Origin of the sequence: Luteolibacter ambystomatis (assembly GCF_018137965.1) — a bacterium.
Classification (GTDB): domain Bacteria; phylum Verrucomicrobiota; class Verrucomicrobiia; order Verrucomicrobiales; family Akkermansiaceae; genus Luteolibacter; species Luteolibacter ambystomatis.
In genome coordinates this window covers 3,411,056-3,431,671 of record NZ_CP073100.1, presented here as the reverse complement: position 1 = coordinate 3,431,671, position 20,616 = coordinate 3,411,056, and the positions used below count along the sequence as shown (strand labels likewise).

Genomic DNA, 20,616 nt, shown 5'->3' with positions numbered 1-20,616 from the left:
AAGCCGGCCACCGCGTGGGAAAATCAGTCAATCGCCTCAGAGTTCGCCGACGAGCAGATCGTCGAGGGTCTGGCGCTTGCGGACCACGGTGGCCGTGCTGCCATCCACGAGGATCTCGGCTGGCAGCGGGCGGGTGTTGTAGTTCGAGGCCATCACGAAGCCGTAGGCACCGGCGCTCATCAGGGCGACGGTTTCGCCCGGCTGGAAGTCCGGCAGTTCGCGGTCCTGGCAGAAGAAATCCCCGCTCTCGCAGATCGGGCCGACGACATCCACCTTCAGGCGTTCGGCGTTCGGCTCCTTGAGCGGCACGATTTCGTGATGACCTTCATACAGGGCCGGGCGGATCAGGTCGTTCATGCCGGCGTCCACGATCTTGAAGGTCTTTGCGGTGCCCTTCTTCTCATAGAGGCAGTGGGTGAGCAGCACGCCTGCGTTGCCCACGATGTAGCGTCCGGGCTCAAGCAGGATATTCAGGCCGAGGTCCTTGATGAGAGGCATGATGGACGCGCCGTATTCCTCAATCGTCAGCGGGCGCTCCGCGTCCGCCTTTTTGTCCCACCAATCCTGCGCGCCGGATTCCAGCGACTCGCGATAGACGATGCCAATGCCACCGCCGATCGACCAGAACTCGATGCCGTGCTTTTCCTTCAGCGAGGTCGCCAGCGGAGCCACCTTCTTCACGGCTTCGACGAAGGGATCGACGGAGGTGAGCTGGGAGCCGATGTGCATCTGCAGGCCGCGCAGCTTCACGTTCTTCAGTTCCTTGGAGGCGCGGTCGTAGACTTCTTCGATGAAGCCGAAGTCCACGCCGAACTTGTTCTCGGACTTGCCGGTGGAGATGTACTTGTGGGTCTTCGCGTCCACGTTCGGGTTCACGCGCACCGCCACCGGGGCGACCACGCCGAGGTCGCCCGCGACCTGGTCGATGTAGCGCAGCTCGGCTTCGCTCTCGACATTGAAGGAGTAGATGCCTTGCTGCAGGGCGTATTCGATTTCCGCGCGGGTCTTGCCGACACCGGCGAAGGTGCAGTGGGCCGGATCGCCACCGGCCTTGATCACGCGGTAGAGCTCGCCGCCGGAGACGATGTCGAAACCGGCGTTTTCCTTCGCCAGCAGGCGCAGCACGGAGAGATTCGAGTTCGCTTTCACCGCATAGGCCACCTCGTGGTCGATTCCGGCGAGCGCTTGGTCGAGGCGGCGGAAATGGTCGAGGATGGTGTTCGCGGAATAAACGTAGAGCGGGGTGCCGTGGGTCTCCGCGAGCGTCTGGAGATCGACGTTCTCACAGAAAAGGGAACCGTTCTTGTATGCGAAGCCGTGCATGGGACGGGTGTTTTAGACGGCAGGAGGCAGGTGCCAAGCGTCAAAAGGCGTGGCTCATTCCTCGATCTCGATCAGCAGTGCGGTCGTATTGTCCCGTCCGGATTCCATCACGGACTCCAACACCAGCCGGGAGGCGTCCAGTTCGCCGCGGGCCAGCTCGGTCATGCGGCGGTCCCAGAGGCCGTCCACGAGGCCGTCCGAGCAGATCAGGAAGCGGTCGCCGGGCTGGCAGGCCACCCGGCCGATATGCGGATCGATGTTCTTTTGCCCGCCGCCAAGCGCTTGGGATAGAGCGTGGCGCTGGGGGTGGGAGCGGGCCTCGCGCTCGTTGATTTTACCCATACGGCGCTGCCAGCCGACGTGGGAGTGATCGTGGGTGATCTGTATGGAATCCCCGTCTTTCGGCAGGTAATAAATCCGGCTGTCCCCGATGTGACAGAAACACATCCAGCCCGGCATGAACCACGCCAGACTGAGGGTGGCTCCCATGCCCTGGCATTCTTCATAGTGGCGGCCCAGATCGAGGATCGCGCCGTGGATGCTGTCGAAGAGGGTGGCCAGCACGTCCTCGAACCCGGCGTCCAGGTGCTGGGCCGCCATCCCGAAGCTTTTTGGCAGCAGGCGGGTGATTTTTTCCACCGCGATCCTGCTGGCGAATTCGCCGGATTTCGCCCCGCCCATGCCGTCGCTAACGGCGAAGACGTAGTCCGATTGCGCCAGGGAGGCCTGGCCGGTTTTGCCCAGATAGTGGAACTCCCGGGCATCGAAGGTGAGGGCGAGGAAGGCGTCTTCATTGTTCGCCCGGAACCTCCCGGGGTGGGTCATGCCGGACCAGCGGAGGCTGGCGGGTGGGAGGGTGGCCGGATCTTGTTCCATCGGTAGAAAGGGAACGCTGGCGGGGACGGCGGGGAGCCGCAAACGGAAAAATTCCGGATTCTGTTGCGAATTGGCCCGTGAATTGCTTTTAAAGCCGCCCGTGGGCGCGATGGTCCGTGAGGGCAAACGCGCCCTCGAATCATCCGCGAATCCGCAAACAACAACCACCACATCGATGCCCAAGTTCAAATTGGAGTATATCTGGCTCGACGGCTACACCCCCGTTCCGAACCTTCGTAGCAAGACCCAGATCAAGGAGTTCGAATCCTTCCCGACCCTCGAGCAGCTTCCGAACTGGGGCTTCGACGGTTCCTCCACCCAGCAGGCCGAAGGCCGCAGCTCCGACTGCGTGCTCAAGCCCGTCGCCGTTTATCCGGACAGCACCCGCGTCAATGGCGCCCTCGTGATGTGCGAAGTGATGATGCCGGACGGCGTCACCCCGCATCCGTCCAACACCCGTGCCACCATCCTGGATGACGTGGGCACCTGGTTCGGCTTCGAGCAGGAATATTTCCTCTATGAGAACGGCAAGCCCCTCGGTTTCCCGAAGGAAGGCTATCCCGCTCCGCAGGGCGAATACTACACCGGCGTCGGCTTCAAGAACGTTGGTGATGTCGCCCGTCAGATCGTCGAGGAGCACCTCGACCTCTGCCTGGATGCCGGCATCAACCACGAAGGCATCAACGCCGAAGTGGCGAAAGGCCAGTGGGAATTCCAGATCTTCGGCAAGGGCTCGAAGCGCGCCGCCGACGAAATCTGGGTGGCCCGCTACATCCTTCTCCGCCTTTGCGAATCCTACGGCCTTGACGTCGAGTTCCATTGCAAGCCCGTCAAGGGCGACTGGAACGGCTCCGGCATGCACTGCAACTTCTCCACCGAGTACATGCGCGAAACCGGCGGCAAGGAGTACTTCGAGAAGCTCATGGCTGCCTTCGACAAGAACCGCGACGAGCACATCGCCGTTTACGGTCCGGACAACCACCTCCGCCTCACCGGCCTCCACGAGACCCAGTCCATCGACAAGTTCTCCTACGGCGTGGCCGACCGCGGTGCCTCGATCCGCATCCCGCACAGCTTCGTGAACAACGGCTACAAGGGCTACCTCGAAGACCGCCGTCCGAACTCCCAGGGCGACCCATACGCGATCGCCGGCCGCGTGCTCAAGACCATCTCGGAAGTTCCGACCGCCTGAGGCGTCGTCTTTCCTGCCTTCCTTCCAAAACGGCCATCCGCTCGCGCGGGTGGCCGTTTTTCTTTGGCGGGATGGTCCCCCTTGGCCGTGAGGGTGCCCGGAAAATGCCATCCCCCGGACCTGTTTTTGCAATGAATACGACGTGCGGGCCGGAGGGGGTTTTGCTTCATGATGGGGTGTTCTTTCCGTTCCCGTTTGTACGATATGAGTAGTAGCAAAACGTGGGACGGAAGCCTGACCCGAAGGCATTGCAACCCGACTCCATCCCATGAAACCCAAGTTGTTTGTTTTTCTCACCGCCATCGCCCTCTCCGCCACACCGGTGGTTCGCGGCGCATCCCTCACCTGGAACAGCGCTTCCGCCGGAGGCCCCTGGGACACCACCACTACGAATTGGCTCGATGGAGCCGCCCCCGCGGCGTGGAACAACGCCACGCCTGACAGCGCCGTTTTCGACTCCACCGGGGCGGGCACCGTCACCTTGGGCGCGGCGATCACCGCGAACAGTGTCTCGGTGAATGCGGCGGGCTACACCATCACCGGCAATACGCTGACGTTCGGTGGTTCGTCTCCGGCGATCACCACGGGAGCGGCTGTCACGATTTCGTCCGGTGTCGCCGGGACGGCGGGATACACCAAGAATGGATCCGGAACAGTCACCTTCTCCGGCACCAAGACGATCACCGGCCCGGTGGTCATTGCAGCGGGGGCTGCGAACCTTTCCACCGGCAGCGCGGGATCATCGCTGACGGTGGCGGCGGGGGCATCGGCCACCACTACCGCGAGCAACGCGGCGGGCTGGAACACCTCCTGCCGGACTTGGAACATCAATGGCGCCTTCACCATCGCCACCGGTGACAGCGCATGGACCACCGCCGCCAATCTGAACAATGCGACCATGGGTTCCGTGACGGGATCGAACTGGTCGTTTGGTGGCGGTTCCGCCATTACGAACACGGGTACCAGCACCTTCACCGCAGGTGGCAACTTCGTCCTCCGCGAAGGCAATCCCGGCAACACGCTGCCGGTGACCAACAGCGGCACGTTGATCTTCAACTGCCCTCTGACGAGCGCCAACCACATCGCCTTCTCCGGTGCCGGCACCGTGCGGCTCAATGCGGTGAATACCGCCACCGGCAATATCACCGTCAATTCGGGAACCCTGATGCTGGGGGCATCGGCCACGTTGGCATCGAACAACGTGACTCTCGCTCCGGGTGCGCTGCTTGATTCGTCTGCCATTCCTGCGGGGTTCACCGTACCAGCGGCGAAGAACCTGTATTCCGGTCGCGCAGGAACTCCTGCCACCGACATCAACGGCAGCCTCACTGTCGCGGGCAATCTGAACCCCGGAGGAACCGCAGGCCTCGGCTCGACCAGTATCAGCGGCGGACTCACCTTGAACGGAGCCTCCATCAATCTCGACCGGTCGGGGATTACGTCGGATGTGGTTCATTTGACCGGTCCGCTGACGTTGACCGGCACCAATACCTTCCGCGCCAACGCCGGTTATTTCCCCGCCGGCACCTACACGCTCGCGGACGGATTCTCGTCCAGCACCGGCACCACCGCCAATCTGGCCTGGGGCAATCCCACACGCGGCCAGACGCCAACCTTCACCCTAGGTGCGGGCACCCTGCAGTTGACCTTGGACGCGGGAGCTCCCGGTAGTCTCACATGGAGCGGCACCACCAGCACGGTGTGGGATGTGAATGCCACGTCGAACTGGAACACCGGCTCGGAGAAGTTTTATCAGCTCGACAATGTCACGTTCGCGGACAGCCCGGTGAATGCCACCGTTACGCTCGCCGGTGCATTGTTCCCATCCTCCGTGGCTTTCACCAATGCCTCGACGGCCTACGTGATGAGAGGCGGCACAGGATCGATCAACGGCACGGCAGCCCTGTCCAAGACGGGAGCCGGGTCCGTCACCCTCTGGAACAATGCGAACTCGTTCTCCGGAGGCACCACCATTGATGCGGGTACCTTGTTCCTCAACAATGGCGCGGCGCTCGCGTCCGGGGCTTACACTCCTCTGGGGACTGGTCCGATTGCTCTCAACGGAGGGACGCTACAACTCAATCCCGGCAACAATACGGGTGGCACCTACACCTTCCCGAATGCCATCACTTTGAATGGAGGCACCTTGTTCCAGGATGACGGCGTCAACCACTTCACAGCCCCGGTGACTGTTGCCTCCGCCACCACGCTCAAGACCCAGTACAATCTGAAGGATCTCTACCTCGATGGCGGCATTTCAGGTTCGGTGCCCATCACCATCACCGACCAAGGTGGGAACTACGGTTGCGGCGCGGTCCATGTGGCGGCCGATGGAACCTACGGTGGCACCGTGACGGTGAACGCCAGCGCGGGCGGCAATGGCAGCCTCGTGCTCCGGGCGGACAATGCGATGCCGACCGCGTCCGTGGTTCTGGAAACCACCTCCGGCGATGATGGCTATGGTCCGACCCCCGTCGGTCTGACCCTTGCCGGTGCCGCCAGCAATGTGACCCTCGCGGGCTTGAGCGGCGTGAGCAGCAATTCCCGCGTGTGGAATGGAGACGCCACCGGACGCACGCTCACGATCAATGCCGCGACGAATCTCTCCTACAACGGCCGGATCGGCGGAGGCACGGTGAATGGTAACAAGCTGGGGCTTGTGAAGAATGGCGCGGGCACGCTGTCGCTGAACGGAGCGAATACCTATTCCGGCAGCACCGTCATCAATGCAGGAACGTTGGCCATCCCTTCAAGCCAGAGCGGCACCGGTGACATCACGGTGAACGATGGCACGACCCTGGACCTGTCCGTCGTGCCGGGCTCCAGCCTATCTCCGGCGAATCTGACCCTTGGCTCATCCACCGGGGCCACACTTTCGATCCGGAACTTTGCCAGCAGTCCGACGACCGCACCGATCAATGCCGGAGCGATCACCACCCACGGCGCGCCGGAAAGCATCGTCATCAATCTCAGCGGTACCTTCACCGGAGGAGTGTTCCCGTTGCTGAGGTACACGCCGGGCACTTCCGTTGGCGGTTCGGGTTTCTCGGCCTTCAAGCTCGGGCCGCTGCCGCGAGGGATTTCCGCCACGCTTGAGGATCACCCCGGTTCCGGTGAGATCGACATCCTGATCGGCACGGTGAATCCGCTCATCTGGACGGGAACGAATGGCAGCGCCTGGGATGTGGATACCTCCGTGAACTGGTTCCTCGTGGATTCGCTGAGCACTTACCACGATGAGGACATCGTCGTTTTCGATGACAACGGGGGAACCAACAATGCGATCTCCCTGAATGGACCGGTGTTACCCGCGGCCGTCACGGTGAATGCCACGATCGACTATTCGATCAGCGGATCGGGTGCCATTGCGGGCACCACCGGCTTGACGAAGACGAACAGCGGAACGCTGACTCTTGCGACTGCGAATTCCTTCACGGGGCCCGTGGTGATCGACTCCGGGATTCTCGTGATGGGCAATGCCGCGGCGCTTGGATCCGCGGCAACCGGGACGCTCATCAGTGGATACGGAACTCTTGACCTCAATGGTTATTCCATCACGGAAGCGTTGTCGTTGGGCGGCACGGGCCCGCTTGGCGCCGGCGCTTTGATCAACAACAGCGCCACGGCTGTCACCGTGAGCGGTGCTGTGAACGTCACCGCGGATACCGGTTTCGGGGGGACGGGTGCGCTCGATCTCACCGGTGTGATCACCGGCGGTTCGGTATTCCAGAAAATGGGAACAGGCACCGCCACCATCACCTCGGGAGGCAATCCATACATCTATACCGGCTCGCTGGTCGTGGGAGGGGGGAATCTTGTTCTCAGCCGCTCCGGGGGCTATGGCCGTCTGTTCAACTGCGATGTGACCATCAAGAACGGAGCCAGGCTTACTTACGCCACGGACAATGGCTTCCAGCACTATCCCGGCAACATCACGGTGGAAGCGGGCGGCACGCTGGATCTCGCGAATGGCATCACGAGCAACATCGGCACCAACAGTGGCAGCCTGCTCATGCAGGGAGGGGCGACCCTGTCCGGCACCGGAAGCAGCCAGTGGGGGTCCTGGACCATCAGTACGCCTTCCAGCAAGATCACCGTGGCGGGTGGAGATGTGGTTCCCGCAGTCATCAACGCCCAAAATGTCACGGGTGGTGGTGGCGCCCTCACGCTGGATGTGGCGGATGTCACGGGGAATGCCTCGGCGGACATCCTCCTCACCGGCATCATCGGAGCTCCGGCCTCGAACACCGGCTTCGGGGTGACGACGATGGGCAATGGCACGGTATCCCTCAGTGCCGCGAACGTTTATGTGGGCAACACCACCATCAACAGTGGAAGCTCGCTCGTTCTCACCCAGAGCGGTGCGCTTGCATTCAAGGTGGCTGCGAATGGAGTGACCACTTCCATGGGTGGTGCGGGATCGGTTCTCCTCGATGGCTCCTTCAATCTCGACTTGTCCACGGCGGACAAGACCGGTGGCAATACCTGGACACTGGTGAATACCTCGACGCTGGCGGTGACCTATGGCGAGCACTTCACTCTCCCGGGCTTTACCAAAAACGGAGATGTCTGGAGCATGGCGGACGGATCGGGTACGTGGACCTTCACCCAGTCCACCGGAGTGCTGGCCCTCACCGCCAGTCCGTTCGCCACCTGGATCGGCGGCTTCGGCCTGACCAATGCATCCGACCGCCTGCCGGGTGCCGATCCGGATCATGATGGCATTTCGAATGGCATCGAGTTCGTGATCGGGGGTAATCCGGCCACAGGCATGGACAGCGCCCTGATGCCGACCGGAGAGATCGTCCGCGCCGACGTGGGTGCGGGCATGGTGGACTATTTCAAATTCACCTTCCGCCGTTCAGCCGCCTCCGCCGCGCTCCATCCGGGCATCTCCTACAATACCGATCTGGGAGCGACATGGACATCTGCGGAGGGAACTCCGGGAGTGGTCATCGTTCCGACACCGGATGGCTTCCAAACGGGAGTCGACAAAGTGGAGACCTACATCCCGCAAGCATTGTCCGTAGGAGGGAAGCTGTTTGGCCGCCTGAAGGTGACCATTCCCTGAACATCGGACAAGCACTCAGCCCGTCGCCGGGTTTCGGCGGCGGGCTTTTTATTCCACTCCGCGCCGGATTTCGCCCGTGGTCTTGCCGGTGTTGCGCTTGATGAAGCGGCAGATTTCCTCCGCTCCGGAGTAGCCGCAGTTTTCGGCGATGGCCTCCAAGGTCCAGTCGGTGGTGGTGAGCACCTCCATCAGGTGGCGCAGCCGCAGGCGTTTGATCTCATCCTTCGGGCTTTCGCCGAGTTGTTCCTGGAACCGCTGCCGGAGCAACTCGCGGGATACTCCGCAGAGGCGTGCGACCTCGGCCACCTGGATGTTGGTCCGTGGCACTTCGCGGCGGATCACCGCGAGCGCCTTGGTCACCACCGCATCCTTGAGGATCACGTGGCGGGTTGATTCGCGGGAGACCACCCCGGCGGGCGGGATTTGCAGATGACCGTCACCACGCCGTGTTTCACTGGCGAGCAGGCGGTGAAGCAACTTCGCGGACTCAAAGCCGATGTGCCTCCCCGGATAGGAGATGCTGCTGAGCGGCGGCTGGGTCGTGTGACAGAAGACCACGTCATCATCCACACCGAGGACCGGCATTTCCTCCGGACAGCGGATGCCCAGATCGGCGAGCGTGGTGATCGTCCACACGGCGGCGATGTCGTCCTTGGTGAAGATGCCGCAGGGCCGCGGGAGTTTCGAGAGCGGCCCGCGCAGCGTTTCACGGATGCGGCGCACGCGGATGTCCTCCGGGAAGGAGGAAACCGGAATGTCGATGCGGTGGCAGCGGCCGCCAACCGTTTTGACCGCGGATTCGAAGCCCTTCCAACGTGACTCGGAATAGCTGCGGGTGGATTCGTGGATGTAGCAGAAATCGCGGAGACCCAGGGCGGCGAGGTGCTCTACGGCCATGGCCCCGACCTTGCCGTTGTCCAGCGTCACCCGGGGAAACACCGGGCCGCCTTCGGGAGTCTCCGCGCTGAGGTTCACCACCGCCACACCACGGGCCTTCCACGCGCGGCCTTCTTCTGCGGTGTAGCGGAAAACGATCAGGCCATCCCCATCCCATGACTCATCGATCACGGTGGCGGGCAGGTCTCCGCCGCTCGGTTGATTGAAGAACAGTTGGAACGGTGCGCTCTGGCGCTGGAAATCCGTCAGCCCGGCAAAGATCCGGAAGCTGAATCCCGTGGACCATTCCGGCAGGCGCACGCCCACGCGGAAACGCCGGGGAGGGGAAAGATCGTCCGTCATGTTCAGGCCAGCTTGGCAGGCCCTTGGCAAAATGCTATAAAATCCTTTTAGATGCCGATCTGCGATCAGGGATACTTGGGCTCCAGCACCGCGGCATATACGGCATTCGAAGCCAGCGGCTTTTCAGCTACCAGGACACCCGGCAGGGTGGTGCGGCCTTTCGGGCTGTATTCGGAACGTTCCGCGATCAGACGGAAGCCGTCCGGCAGCACTTCGATTTTCTGGGGCGGATCGGAAGAGATCTGGCCATCGGAGGAAAAGAAGTAGGGTTTGCCGGGATCCGCCGTATTGCCCCCAGTGCGGGTGAATTTGACCCGGATTTCCGGTGCGTCCTTCGCCGATTCAAGGGTGGCGCTCCAGCCTTGGAGGGGTTGTGGAAGCTCGGCGCGTGCCTTGGCGATCGCATCGGCCTGAGCGGCGGCGGGAAAAGCGAGTGTCAGGGTTTTCCGGCCCGGATAGCAGCCATCCGCACAGGCCATCCAGGAGGCTTCGGCTTTCAATTCGAGCTTTTCCGGTGGATGGGCGGGGGGCGTGATCTCGACCAGCAGCATCACATCGCGTTCGTAGCCGTGGGCGGGGTGACCAGCCATGTCCACCCGCTCCGGGGTGGCCCACTGGATCTCTCCCGCTGTGAATCCGGGGGGGAGCTGCCATTTCAACGCGATCGGTACGCCCACGATCCCCGAATTGCGCCAGTAGGTGTGGAACTTCGGATGATGGTGGACTTTGAGGCCGACGGTGAAGGACTTGGAACCCGTGATGGCACTCACTTCGGACACCAGCGACAGATCGACGCCCTTGGATGCCTCTTCCGCGGAGGAGGAACGGGCGAGCAGATAGAAGACGGCGAGGCTGGCAAAGAGGGCGCGCATGGGCGGGAAGAAAACGGAGCGGATTCCGGAAACTTGCAACAGGAAGGGCTGGAGATCAAACCGCCCCGGCTTTTGGATCGGGGAGGATTTCCGCGAGTTCGAAGTCGATCAGGCAGAAGCGCCCGAGCTTGTCGGAATAAGTCACGTTCCGTGGTTCGGCATCGAGGTGGCGCACGCCGTAGTCCCGCTCCAGTTCCGCGAAGAGTTCGTCCGACCTTTCCCTGCGGATCTGATCAGCGATGCGACCGCAGTTCGTGGACACGAAATACAGCTCTTCCGGATGTTCCTCGACGAGCTTCGGTACGTAAGGGCAGCCGCGTTCCTCCAGCACCTTCAGCACCGCGACTTCATTGGCGTAGCGTTCTTCCGCCCCGGTGCCGCGCAGGCGCTTGTGGACGTGGCCTTGGAAATCGATCCGGACGGTGGAGCGGATGCCGTCTTTGAGCTGCTTCATGCGGTTGCGGGAGGGGGCCGGAGGAAATGCCCTCCCGGCTTGAGATTCTATCAAAATTGTAATAATTCAATACGTGACCGGAAGCCGGGATGCCCGGATAACTCCAAGATGAACGCGGTTCCGCGAGGTCGGATAATGGTGACGGGTGCAGCGGGGTTCATCGGCGGGCATCTGGTGGAAGCACTGGCGGCAGCCGGATGGCAGGTGACGGGCGTGGATGTGTTCGATTCCTTTTACGATCCCGCCATCAAGCGCGCGACCGTCGCCGGATTTCCGGCCAGTGTGACCATGATGGAGGCGGATATCCGCGATGCCGCAAGGATGGACCGGATCGTGGCCGAAGGGAAGTTCGATCAGGTCATCCATCTCGCCGCGCTCGCGGGAGTAAGGCCTTCGATCGAGCAACCGGCTTCCTACGTCGCAACCAATGTCAACGGTACGCTGAACATCCTCGAAGCCTGCCGGAAGTCCGGAGTGCCCCGGCTGTTGTTCGCGTCCAGTTCCTCGGTTTATGGCACGGGACAATCACCGCCCTTCCAGGAGTCCGCCGCCATCAGCCGCACGCTCAGCCCCTACGCCGCCACCAAGGTGGCGGGTGAGCATCTGTGCGCGGTGTATTCCCACCTGCATGGCATCCAGACGACCTGCCTGCGCTTTTTCACCGTTTACGGGCCGCGCCAGCGCCCGGATCTGGCGATCCATAAGTTCGCGCGGCTCATGACCGAGGGTGGGGAGATCACCATGTTCGGGGATGGCAGTTCGCTGCGCGACTATACCTTCATCGAGGATCTGCTGGACGGTTTGTTGAAGATCGTCGGTGCCACGCCAATGCCATTCGAGATCGTGAACCTTGGTTCAGGGCGGACCATTTCTCTCAAGCGGATGATCGAAGAGATCGCGGATGCATTCGGACAAGAAGTGAAGATCCGGCAACTGCCGCCGCGGGCCTGTGATATGGAAACCACCCATGCGGACATCAGCTATGCCCGCGCGCGCTTCGGTTACAGCCCGCGATGGTCTTTCGCGGAGGGCGTGCGGAAATTCGCGGAGTGGTACCGCCACGAAGAGGCCGTCGTTTGAACGGCATGCTCTATTGCACCGCCATCGCCGGGGGTAGGATCCGCAGATCAGGGTCGAGCGGGCCGTCCACCGTGATGCGAATGGGGGTCTCACCGCGGCCCTTGAACACCACGACCGGCGATTGGGCGGTCGGAGCGAGGTGTTGCACCAGCACGGGGGAATCCTGGTTCAGAAGAATGACCGGATGATGGCGCGGGCCGCCATGAAGCGTCCACGATTGCCCGAGATCCTCGCCCGCACGGGTGAGATCGAGCTCCCATGAGGCTTCGCGCTCGGGGGCGGAGAGTTCCACCGTCAGGCCTCGCTTGGCGGGCAGGGTGATGAGCAGGTCCTGCCCCAGTTCCGTAAACCAGCCGCGCTCGATCTGGAAGAAGCGTGTGACATTGCCGCGCGTTTGAAGGGCGAACTTCACGCGGCTTCTTGGCAGGCCGAAGCCCTTGATCACGCCGCGGCAGCGGGTTTCGGGACCGACGTCCAGACGGGTCTTGCCGAAGGACTCGATCTTCACGGTCGTGGCATCCTGATCAACCTTCGCCAGCGTTTCCGCGGCGATGTTCATGGGCTCGTGGTAAGGGGTGCCCAGCAAGGCCGCGAATACCGCCAGTCCCACCGCCGGAATGCCGATGCCGACCGCCGTGCCCCAGCGCGACCGGCCGGGATGATAGCCCCACTCCGGTTGTTCGTAGAGATGCATGCAGCGGTAGAGCACCGCCTGGGTCGCATGGCAGACCAGCGCCGCACCGATCACATCGGAGGCGAAGTGTCCTCCCTGCAGCATGCGGGCGATGCCGATGAGAATTCCGTAGCCGTAGCTGGCGGTGAAGATAGCGAGGGCGGTCTTGCGCCGACGCCGCCACAGGATGAATCCCAAGCCGGCCAAACCGAAGCCGGTGGTGGCATGCCCGCAGGGGAAGGACTTGCCATCCTGGCCGAAAGCCGGGCGGAGTGCCGATTGGTACGGCATACCTTGTACATCGGTCATCAAACCGAAGCCATCGACTTGCGATGGGCGCGGCCGGCCCCATCGATCCTTGAGCAGGACGTTCGAGATCAAACCGCTGGAGATGGCGATGGATAGGATCAAGAACAACGACGGCTTCATGAAGCGCGCCAGCTTGGGAAAGGCCAATCCCGCGAAGAGGCTCAGGAGGAAGGCGAAGCCCATCACCAGCATCGGCAGGGGGCCGTATTGGAAGAGCCACAGCCAGGGGTCTTCCTCTCCGTATTTCCAGCGCCGCAGGTCGAAGTCGAAGGCGAGTTGCTGGAGCTTCAAGTCCCATCCGCTCCATGCGAGCCAACCCATGGCGGCCAGCGCCACGATTGTCGGCAGGACCAGCAGGCGGAGCCAAGAAGGCGGGGTATTGCGCGGGTCCGTCATGAGCCTTTCCGGAGATCGTGGAAGAGATTGTACAGCGCCACGAAGGTCGGGAACAAATTGGACAGGATGCCCACCGAGTCCGCGCGGTAGCCGATGAAATAGGACAGCAGACAGAGGCTGCCGGTGACCGACATCACCCAGAACACCCGCGGCATGGTGACCTTCTTCGCCCTGCGGGTGGCGAAGAACTGCGGAATCCACCGCAGGCCGAACAAGGCGGCTCCGGTCCAGCCGATGATCTTCCAGAGGTTCACGACGACGTGAGCCTTGTAGAGATCGAATTCGAGCAGTGTTTCCCTCATCATGGCGGTTCAGTCGAAGCGGATGTTGACCTTGCGTTTCAGCAGCCAGGACACGCCGATCAGGTCGTGGATGCCGCGGAGCGCGCGGTCCCAGTTGGTGTATTTCGAGGTGCCGGCCATGCGGCCGCGGTGGTTCACGGGCAGTTCCACGATCTTCAGGCCCGCGCGCAGGAGCTGGGCGGGGATATAGCGGTGCATGCCATTGAAGGGCACGAGATGGTCCACGGCTTCGCGGCGGAATGCCTTGAGCGAGCAACCGGTGTCGCGCACGCCGTCGTGAAGGAATGTGCGGCGGATGCCGTTCGCGATCTTCGAGGCGTAGCGGCGGCTGGCGGTGTCCTGGCGGTTCGCGCGATAGCCGCAGGCGACATCGGCGCCTTGTTCCAGGGCTTCGACCAGTTTCGGAAAATCGGCGGGATCGTTCTGACCGTCGCCATCCATCAGCGCGACGATGTCGCCGCTGGCCTGGCGCATGCCCGCATACATCGCCGCGGATTGGCCTCGGTTCTGCGGGAAGCGCATCGCCCGGATGCCGGGAATGGCGGAGAGGATTTCCCAGGTGCGGTCCCTGCTGCCATCATCCACGGCGATGACCTCGGCGCCGGGGACGGTACGGACGATTTCCGCGATGACTTCGGCGATGGTTTCCTCCTCGTTGTAGAAGGGGACGACAATGCTGAGCTTGGCGTTCATTCGAAAGGGGGCGGGGGCCACGAGGTGAGTCCCTCGGCCCGGATCAGGTTGAAGTTGGCACCGTTTTTCCTGCCGAACCGGACGTGGACCTTTTTCGGAGGAGCGGGATTCACGAGGGCGTTTTCCAGGCCTTGTGGAAGCGGGAGGTTTTCATCCACCAGCACCACGAGCGGTCGTGTCACCGGACAGGAGGGGCCGGGCCAGAGATCGAACTGGCTGGTGACACCGCGTTGTCTGGTGGTGCCGGGAATGAACTCGCGGCCGTAGTACCACGTGTGCAGTTCCGGACGGCGCGGGGAGAGGAACGCCACCTGTGCGGCGGTGAAGCGGCTGCCTGCCACGATGAGAAGCGGCTTTTCTCCTGGGTTTGTAGTAGGTTGCAGGGCGTCCACCTCGCGGGCGAGGCTGTCCCAGCCATACCAGAACTTCTTGTCACCCTTGTTCCAGAGGGACGGGAACAGGATCGCGCCCAAGGCCGCCAGGGTGATGGCCGCATTGAGCCACAGGGCTGCCTTTGCAAGTCCCGGCCGCCGGTCCATGGCCCAGGCGATGCCCGCGGGCATCCATGAAAATAGATAGACGGCGGGCCAGTTCGGATTGACCTCCTGCCGGAGATTCATCAGCAGGCACGCGGTCCAGCCGATGACTCCGAAGATGAGCGGGATGCGGTAGCGGTGGCGGCTCTCCCGGTTGCGGAGAGCCGCGATGGCAAGTGCGAGCGCCACCGGGCCGGCCACCATGAACTGGCTGCCGATGTATTCGGCCAGCCGCTTTCCGATCGCGGCCGGCGTGACCGGCGCGCCTTCGAAATGATGGCCGGTATGCTTGAAGGTGACCCAATCATGATGCGCGTTCCAGAGGACCGGTGGCAGGAGGGCCAGGAACGACAACAGGGAGCAGGCGATGACCGCCCGCCATGTCCGGCGCGGCACCCTGAGCCGCCATGCCGCGATGAACAGCAGCACGGGAAACAGCATCATCATCTGCTTCCCGAGCATGCCGATGCCGAGCGACAACGTGAGCACGATCACATTGCCCGGGCGCGGACCGTTTCGCAGCAGGCTGGAGCTTGCAGCCAGAGCCACCGACCACATGGCGACCAACGGCGAGTCGATGGTGAGGAACGATCCCAGCATCAGGCTGCCTGCCGAGAGGCCTGCGGTGGCCAGCGTCCACCACGCCGTGCGGGCTCCGAACCACTGGCGGGTGAAAAGATAGAGACCGGCCAGCGAGAGCGTGGAGAGGAGATTGGCCGTGGTCTTCAGACCGAATGCGTGATCCAGCCCGGAGAGTCTCAGCATGCCCATGATCCACCCGATCAGCGGTGGCTTGCTGTAGTAGCCCGCGGCAAGGTGGTTGCCCCATTCCCAATAGTAGGCCTCGTCTCCGAGCACGCCGATCACTCCGCAGGCGTGGATGACCAGCCGCAGGGTTGTTAGAGCCAGCAGGAACAGGATCGCCCGGCGGTTCCAGAGCGCTTCATCCGCCGGAGGGGTGTCCGGTCGATGGGATGAGGATGTTGGGGAGGTGGCGTACAAGGGCGGGCCAGAAACTGGCGGGTTCGTTTCCACGCGGACAATGGAGGTCGCGCGACGGAAACGTCACAGCCAGTCAGCCGGATCGGCCTTGGACTACGGAACAGCAATCAAACCCGGCTCAACGCGGGGATGGAGGCTTCATGCCTTCCGATAGAAGAGCTTCCACCGCGAGTTCGACGAAGGAGCCGGGAGCGCCGAAGTACTGGATCGTGCGATCAGGCCCGAGGACATAGGCCAACGGGCGGGTGCCGACGCGATACTCTTTCGCCAGCTTGTCGGTGGGATCGGAATAGTTCGGCCAGGTCACCTTGCTGCCCTCGATCTGCTGGAGATCCCGGAGGGTCTTGAGCGGATCATTGTTCACGCCAATCAGAGCGAAGGGTTTGTTTGCGAACTTTTTCTGCATGCTGCCGGTCAGTTCCAGCAGGTGGTCCAAATCATCAGTGCTGCCGCTGTTCCAGAACAGCAGGACCACGACCTTGCCCTTGTAGTCGGAAAGGCGGATTTGTTTTCCGGCGGAGTCCGCTCCATCGAGATCGGGGGCTTCGCGGCCCTTGCTGAGGTGCAGGATGATGTAGAGCTCGTCCTCCGCCAGATGGGAGATGCTCACCCCATCCACTTCCTGATCGCCGGCATTGACGATGGCTTTGCGAAGCAGGGTGAGGCGCTTTTTCATCACGTCGGCATCGTCACCGATGCCCTTGAGGATCATCGCCTGGCCGAGCGCGGCCACGCCCTGGACTTTCGGGTCCGGGTTCTGGGCTTCGATTTTCTGAAGCAGCGACAGCGCACCGGGATCGCGGGCGGAAACGAGGGCGAGGCACATCGGAGCCAGCTTCGGGCTGCGGAGGTGGTATTTCTCGACCGTTTCGCGGATCTTCAGCACTGCCTCGGCCAAGGGGGAACGGGGACCTTTCCGGTCAGGGTTGGCGTTGACAGTGTCGATGTCGGCGGGGGCCGGAGCGAGGGCTTGCGCGGGAGTGATTCGCAGCAGCCACGCGCCAGGCTCGAGGGTCCAGTCTTCCGCCAGCGACGGGCGCAGGCAGTTCCACATCTGGAGGGCGTATTCCTGGGGATTTGGTTTTTCCTTCCACAGCGCCTGACGGGCGGTGGCGTCCGCAGTGGCCTTGATCTGGAGCTCCCAACGCTCGTTGCGGAGGGTGAATTCCTGGCGGATGCGGGCGGCTTCCGCCGGGCTGCCGGCATGGGCCGGAGCGGCGAGGACGATCGGAACGAGCGGAAGCCAGCGCGAAGGGTGCATGGGCGGACCCTAGAGGGTCATTCCCGCGGGGCGCAATCCATCTTCTCACGGCGGTTGAGTCTTGCCACGTCCGGCCCGGCTCTGGACTCTCCCCGCCATGTCGAACACGCACATCGATGACCGCACCCTGCGGAACATCGCCAACCTCGCCCGGCTGGAGCTGAGCGAGGAAGAGACCGCCGTTTTCAGGGGTCAGCTTGAGGACATCCTCGGCTACGTGGATGCGATTTCGAAGCTGGATGTCTCCGGCATCGAGCCCACGTCCTACCCGGCTCCTGTGTTCGACCGCATGCGCGAGGATGTCCCCCACGAAAGCCTCGACCGCGAAGCCGTGCTGCGGAACGCCCCGGAGCAGGCCCAGCACCAGATCCGCGTCCCGAAAGTCATCGCCGAAGCCTGATCGATCCCATGTCCCTTCTTTCTCTCCGCGAACAGCTCCGCAGCGGTGCCGTCACCCCGGAAGCGCTCCTCGACGATCTCGCCGCGAAAATCTCGGCCGGGGATGGCCAGATCGGCGCTTATCTCTCCCACGATCTCGCCGCCGCCAAGGCGGAGGCCGCCACCGTCGATCTCTCGTTGCCTCTCGGCGGCATCCCGATCGCGATCAAGGACAACATGAATGTCCTCGGCCAGCCCTGCACCTGCGGCTCGAAGTTCCTCTCGGAGAACTACGTCTCTCCCTACGACGCGACGGTAATCAAGAAGCTCCGCGCTGCCGGAGCAATCCCCTTCGGCCGCCTGAACATGGACGAGTTCGCGATGGGCTCCTCCACGGAAAACTCTGCCCTCCAGGTGACTCGGAATCCACGCGACCTCGAGCGCGTGCCGGGCGGTTCGTCCGGTGGCTCCGCCGCCTCGGTGGCGGCTGGTTCCGCTTTCGCGGCGCTCGGTTCCGATACCGGCGGCTCGATCCGCCAACCCGCCTCGCACTGCGGGGTGGTCGGCCTGAAACCGTCCTACGGCCGCGTGTCCCGCTACGGGCTGGTGGCTTTCGCGTCCTCGCTCGATCAGATCGGCCCGATCACCAACACGGTGGAGGATGCCGCCATCGTGCTCCAAGCGATCGCCGGGTATGATCCGCTCGATTCCACCTCGCTGGACCTGCCGGTGCCGGACTATCTCGCCACGCTGAATGACGGCGTGAAGGGCCTGAAGCTGGGCCTGCCGAAGGAATACTTCGGCGAGGGCATCGACCCGCAGGTCCGCGCCCGCGTGATGGCTGCCGCTGAAAAGCTGGCTGCCGCCGGAGCCGAACTGGTGGAAATCTCCCTGCCGCATACCGAATACGCCGTGGCGACCTATTACGTCATCGCCCCGGCGGAGGCCTCCTCGAACCTCTCCCGCTTCGATGGCGTCCGCTACGGCCACCGCGCCAAGGATCCGGCGGATCTGGATGAGCTCTACCGCCGCTCCCGTGAGGAGGGCTTTGGCCCGGAGGTGAAGCGCCGCATCATCCTCGGCACCTACGTGCTATCCTCCGGCTATCACGACGCCTACTACACCACCGCCCAGAAGGTTCGCACGCTGATCCGTCGCGATTTCGAGACCGCCTTCCAGAGCGTGGACGCCATCCTGTCACCGGTCGCTCCGACCGCCGCCCGGAAGCTGGGTGAGTTCGCGAACGACCCGCTCCACGAGTATCTCTCGGACATTTTCACCCTTTCGGCGAATCTCGCCGGCATCTGCGGCATCTCCGTCCCGGCCGGGACGATCACCTCGGATGCCGGCACGGAACTCCCCGTGGGCCTCCAGATCCTGGGCCCGCATTTCGAGGAAGCGAAGCTCCTCCGGATCGCGAAGGTCGCGGAATAAGAGCCGTTTCTCCGGAAATTGGCCACTTTTCCCTTGCCAACCCGGTCGCGACCCCTAGTCTGCCCGCCCCATGCCAAGGATTGGAGGAAAAGCAAAGACCCGAAAGGCCGTCGCCAAACGATTCAAGGTGACGGGCACCGGGAAGATCCTGCGCCGCAAACAAGGAAAGCGCCACTTGCTTCAGTGCAAGAGCCGCAAACGGAAGCGCTCTCTGAGCAAGGCCGTTGTTGTTTGTGACGCCGACCACAAGCGTGTGAAGGAAAATCTTCCCTTCGCCTGATCCCCTCGTCGTCCGACGCAACCACGCCCCCACCCGCGTTTCGGGTGGCCTTTACGCAGCCTGGTCCCGAGAGGGAAGCACGAGCAGGCGAGACTGTGGAAGGTAAGTAAAACAACGGCCCGCTCACCAGAAACAACACATGCCACGCGCCACCAATTCCCCGGCCAGCCGCAAGCGCCGCAAGCGCACCCTGCAGCGTGCGAAGGGCTTCCGCGGATTCCGCTCGAAGCTTTTCCGCTACGCCAAGGATGCCGTGCGGAAGGCGATGACCTACGAATACCGCGACCGTAAGAAGCGCAAGGGTCAGTTCCGCCGCCTGTGGACCGCACGTATCAACGCTGCCGTCCGCAACGAAGGAATCACCTACTCGCGCTTCATCGAAGGCCTCAAGGCCGCCGGTATCGAAGCCGACCGCAAGATCCTCTCGGATCTCGCGATCAACGACGCCGCTGCTTTCTCGGCGATCGTCGCGCAGGTCAAGAAGGCCCTCGAAGCCAAGGCTTCGAAAGCCGCTGCCTGAGCCTGAAACGAATTCGTTTCCCGAAACCGCCGCTTGGTCCGCCAAGCGGCGGTTTTTTGTTTCGTGGCGGAGGCTCACTCTTGGCTGGGTCATGCTTCATCTGTTGGATGGGGAGATGAAAATAAGGGTTCAACTGACCGAGGAGGATTATGTTTCGACCTTGTGGCCGACGCTCTTTTCAAATCGGAGGACGTTGGTGTTCCTGATTTTGGCAGCTATCAGCACCTTGGTAACGGCGGGCTCCAATATCGCTGATCTTTTGCGCGGCGAACCGGTGGAGAGTTCACGGTGGGTATTCGTCAGCGTGATGGTGGTGCTCGCATGGGTTCTCTTCATCGGCACGCCTTCCAAGATGAGGAAAGCTTTCCGGGTGCAAAAGCTGGGTGAGCGGCCCTTTGAGGTGGAACTGGGAGAAGAAGAGTTCAAATCGACCAACGACCGAGGCTACACGGTGCTGAAATGGCCCGATGTTCTCAAGTGGCGTCAGACCAAGAAGATGATCGTCGTTTATGTGACGGAACAACAATGTGTCGTTCTGCCTCACCATGCGTTTTCCTCGGAGGGGGATTTCTCGGCTGCCGTGACGATTCTCCAATCAAAAGTAGGAAAGACGGCATGAAACTGATGAGTGCGAACTGAATCGGAGACTTGGTGGATGGAAGCCGCCGCCGTGATTTGTAACGCCGCTCTCCCTTTACAGTCTGCGGACTCCGGTTAGGTTGGCC

General features: G+C 62.6%; 18 protein-coding genes. 8 read left to right on the top strand and 10 right to left on the bottom strand.

The window, feature by feature from the left end; genetic code table 11:
• Positions 1-36: 36 nt before the first annotated feature.
• Entirely contained in the window at positions 37-1,323 is a 1,287-nt protein-coding gene (gene lysA, locus KBB96_RS12990) for a diaminopimelate decarboxylase (RefSeq protein WP_211629874.1), read from the bottom strand.
• A 54-nt stretch (positions 1,324-1,377) separates the two neighbouring features.
• Entirely contained in the window at positions 1,378-2,199 is an 822-nt protein-coding gene (locus tag KBB96_RS12985) for a PP2C family protein-serine/threonine phosphatase (protein WP_211629873.1), read from the bottom strand.
• A gap of 175 nt (positions 2,200-2,374) precedes the next feature.
• Here KBB96_RS12985 and KBB96_RS12980 point away from each other — a divergent pair, with 175 nt between their 5' ends.
• Entirely contained in the window at positions 2,375-3,391 is a 1,017-nt protein-coding gene (locus KBB96_RS12980) for a glutamine synthetase beta-grasp domain-containing protein (RefSeq protein ID WP_211629872.1), read from the top strand.
• 268 nt (positions 3,392-3,659) lie between these two features.
• Complete coding sequence (locus KBB96_RS12975) at positions 3,660-8,462, top strand: beta strand repeat-containing protein (protein WP_211629871.1); 4,803 nt, start codon at positions 3,660-3,662, stop codon at positions 8,460-8,462.
• 48 nt (positions 8,463-8,510) lie between these two features.
• Here KBB96_RS12975 and KBB96_RS12970 read toward each other — a convergent pair whose 3' ends face one another.
• The 3 genes from KBB96_RS12970 to KBB96_RS12960 all read right to left on the bottom strand — a co-directional run bounded on the left by KBB96_RS12970 (position 8,511) and on the right by KBB96_RS12960 (position 11,027).
• Entirely contained in the window at positions 8,511-9,701 is a 1,191-nt protein-coding gene (locus KBB96_RS12970) for a XylR family transcriptional regulator (RefSeq protein WP_211629870.1), read from the bottom strand.
• A gap of 65 nt (positions 9,702-9,766) precedes the next feature.
• Positions 9,767-10,573 (bottom strand): protein-disulfide reductase DsbD domain-containing protein, encoded by an 807-nt coding sequence (locus KBB96_RS12965; protein ID WP_211629869.1) that lies wholly within the window; start codon positions 10,571-10,573, stop codon positions 9,767-9,769.
• A gap of 55 nt (positions 10,574-10,628) precedes the next feature.
• Entirely contained in the window at positions 10,629-11,027 is a 399-nt protein-coding gene (locus tag KBB96_RS12960) for a BUD32 family EKC/KEOPS complex subunit (RefSeq protein WP_211629868.1), read from the bottom strand.
• 108 nt (positions 11,028-11,135) lie between these two features.
• Here KBB96_RS12960 and KBB96_RS12955 point away from each other — a divergent pair, with 108 nt between their 5' ends.
• Positions 11,136-12,107 (top strand): NAD-dependent epimerase/dehydratase family protein, encoded by a 972-nt coding sequence (locus KBB96_RS12955; protein ID WP_211629867.1) that lies wholly within the window; start codon positions 11,136-11,138, stop codon positions 12,105-12,107.
• A gap of 10 nt (positions 12,108-12,117) precedes the next feature.
• Here KBB96_RS12955 and KBB96_RS12950 read toward each other — a convergent pair whose 3' ends face one another.
• The 5 genes from KBB96_RS12950 to KBB96_RS12930 form a co-directional block, all read right to left on the bottom strand.
• Positions 12,118-13,485 (bottom strand): phosphatase PAP2 family protein, encoded by a 1,368-nt coding sequence (locus tag KBB96_RS12950; protein WP_211629866.1) that lies wholly within the window; start codon positions 13,483-13,485, stop codon positions 12,118-12,120.
• A complete protein-coding gene (locus KBB96_RS12945) occupies positions 13,482-13,790 on the bottom strand; it encodes a lipid-A-disaccharide synthase N-terminal domain-containing protein (RefSeq protein WP_211629865.1) in 309 nt (102 codons plus the stop codon). The genes KBB96_RS12950 and KBB96_RS12945 overlap by 4 nt, the downstream gene beginning before the upstream one ends.
• Positions 13,791-13,796: 6 nt before the next feature.
• Positions 13,797-14,480 carry a glycosyltransferase family 2 protein gene (locus KBB96_RS12940; protein WP_211629864.1) on the bottom strand — a complete coding sequence of 228 codons (684 nt, stop codon included), beginning with the start codon at positions 14,478-14,480 and terminating at the stop codon, positions 13,797-13,799.
• Positions 14,477-16,018, bottom strand: coding sequence for an ArnT family glycosyltransferase (locus tag KBB96_RS12935; RefSeq protein ID WP_211629863.1), 1,542 nt, complete (start codon positions 16,016-16,018; stop codon positions 14,477-14,479). Before KBB96_RS12935 ends, KBB96_RS12940 begins: the two co-directional genes overlap by 4 nt.
• 118 nt (positions 16,019-16,136) lie before the next feature.
• Positions 16,137-17,279, bottom strand: a complete 1,143-nt coding sequence (locus KBB96_RS12930) for a peroxiredoxin family protein (protein ID WP_211629862.1) — start codon at positions 17,277-17,279, stop codon at positions 16,137-16,139.
• A gap of 97 nt (positions 17,280-17,376) precedes the next feature.
• Here KBB96_RS12930 and gatC point away from each other — a divergent pair, with 97 nt between their 5' ends.
• The 5 genes from gatC to KBB96_RS12905 all read left to right on the top strand — a co-directional run bounded on the left by gatC (position 17,377) and on the right by KBB96_RS12905 (position 20,510).
• Positions 17,377-17,679: an Asp-tRNA(Asn)/Glu-tRNA(Gln) amidotransferase subunit GatC gene (gene gatC, locus KBB96_RS12925; protein ID WP_211629861.1), complete on the top strand. Its 303-nt coding sequence runs from the start codon at positions 17,377-17,379 to the stop codon at positions 17,677-17,679.
• A gap of 8 nt (positions 17,680-17,687) precedes the next feature.
• Positions 17,688-19,091 carry an Asp-tRNA(Asn)/Glu-tRNA(Gln) amidotransferase subunit GatA gene (gatA, locus tag KBB96_RS12920; protein WP_211629860.1) on the top strand — a complete coding sequence of 468 codons (1,404 nt, stop codon included), beginning with the start codon at positions 17,688-17,690 and terminating at the stop codon, positions 19,089-19,091.
• 70 nt (positions 19,092-19,161) lie between these two features.
• Positions 19,162-19,371, top strand: coding sequence for a 50S ribosomal protein L35 (gene rpmI / locus KBB96_RS12915; RefSeq protein WP_211629859.1), 210 nt, complete (start codon positions 19,162-19,164; stop codon positions 19,369-19,371).
• A 139-nt stretch (positions 19,372-19,510) separates the two neighbouring features.
• Positions 19,511-19,891 carry a 50S ribosomal protein L20 gene (gene rplT, locus KBB96_RS12910; RefSeq protein WP_211629858.1) on the top strand — a complete coding sequence of 127 codons (381 nt, stop codon included), beginning with the start codon at positions 19,511-19,513 and terminating at the stop codon, positions 19,889-19,891.
• A 91-nt stretch (positions 19,892-19,982) separates the two neighbouring features.
• The gene (locus KBB96_RS12905; protein WP_211629857.1) at positions 19,983-20,510 is read left to right on the top strand and encodes a YcxB family protein; all 528 of its coding nucleotides are present in this window, start codon (positions 19,983-19,985) and stop codon (positions 20,508-20,510) included.
• Positions 20,511-20,616 lie beyond the last annotated feature (106 nt).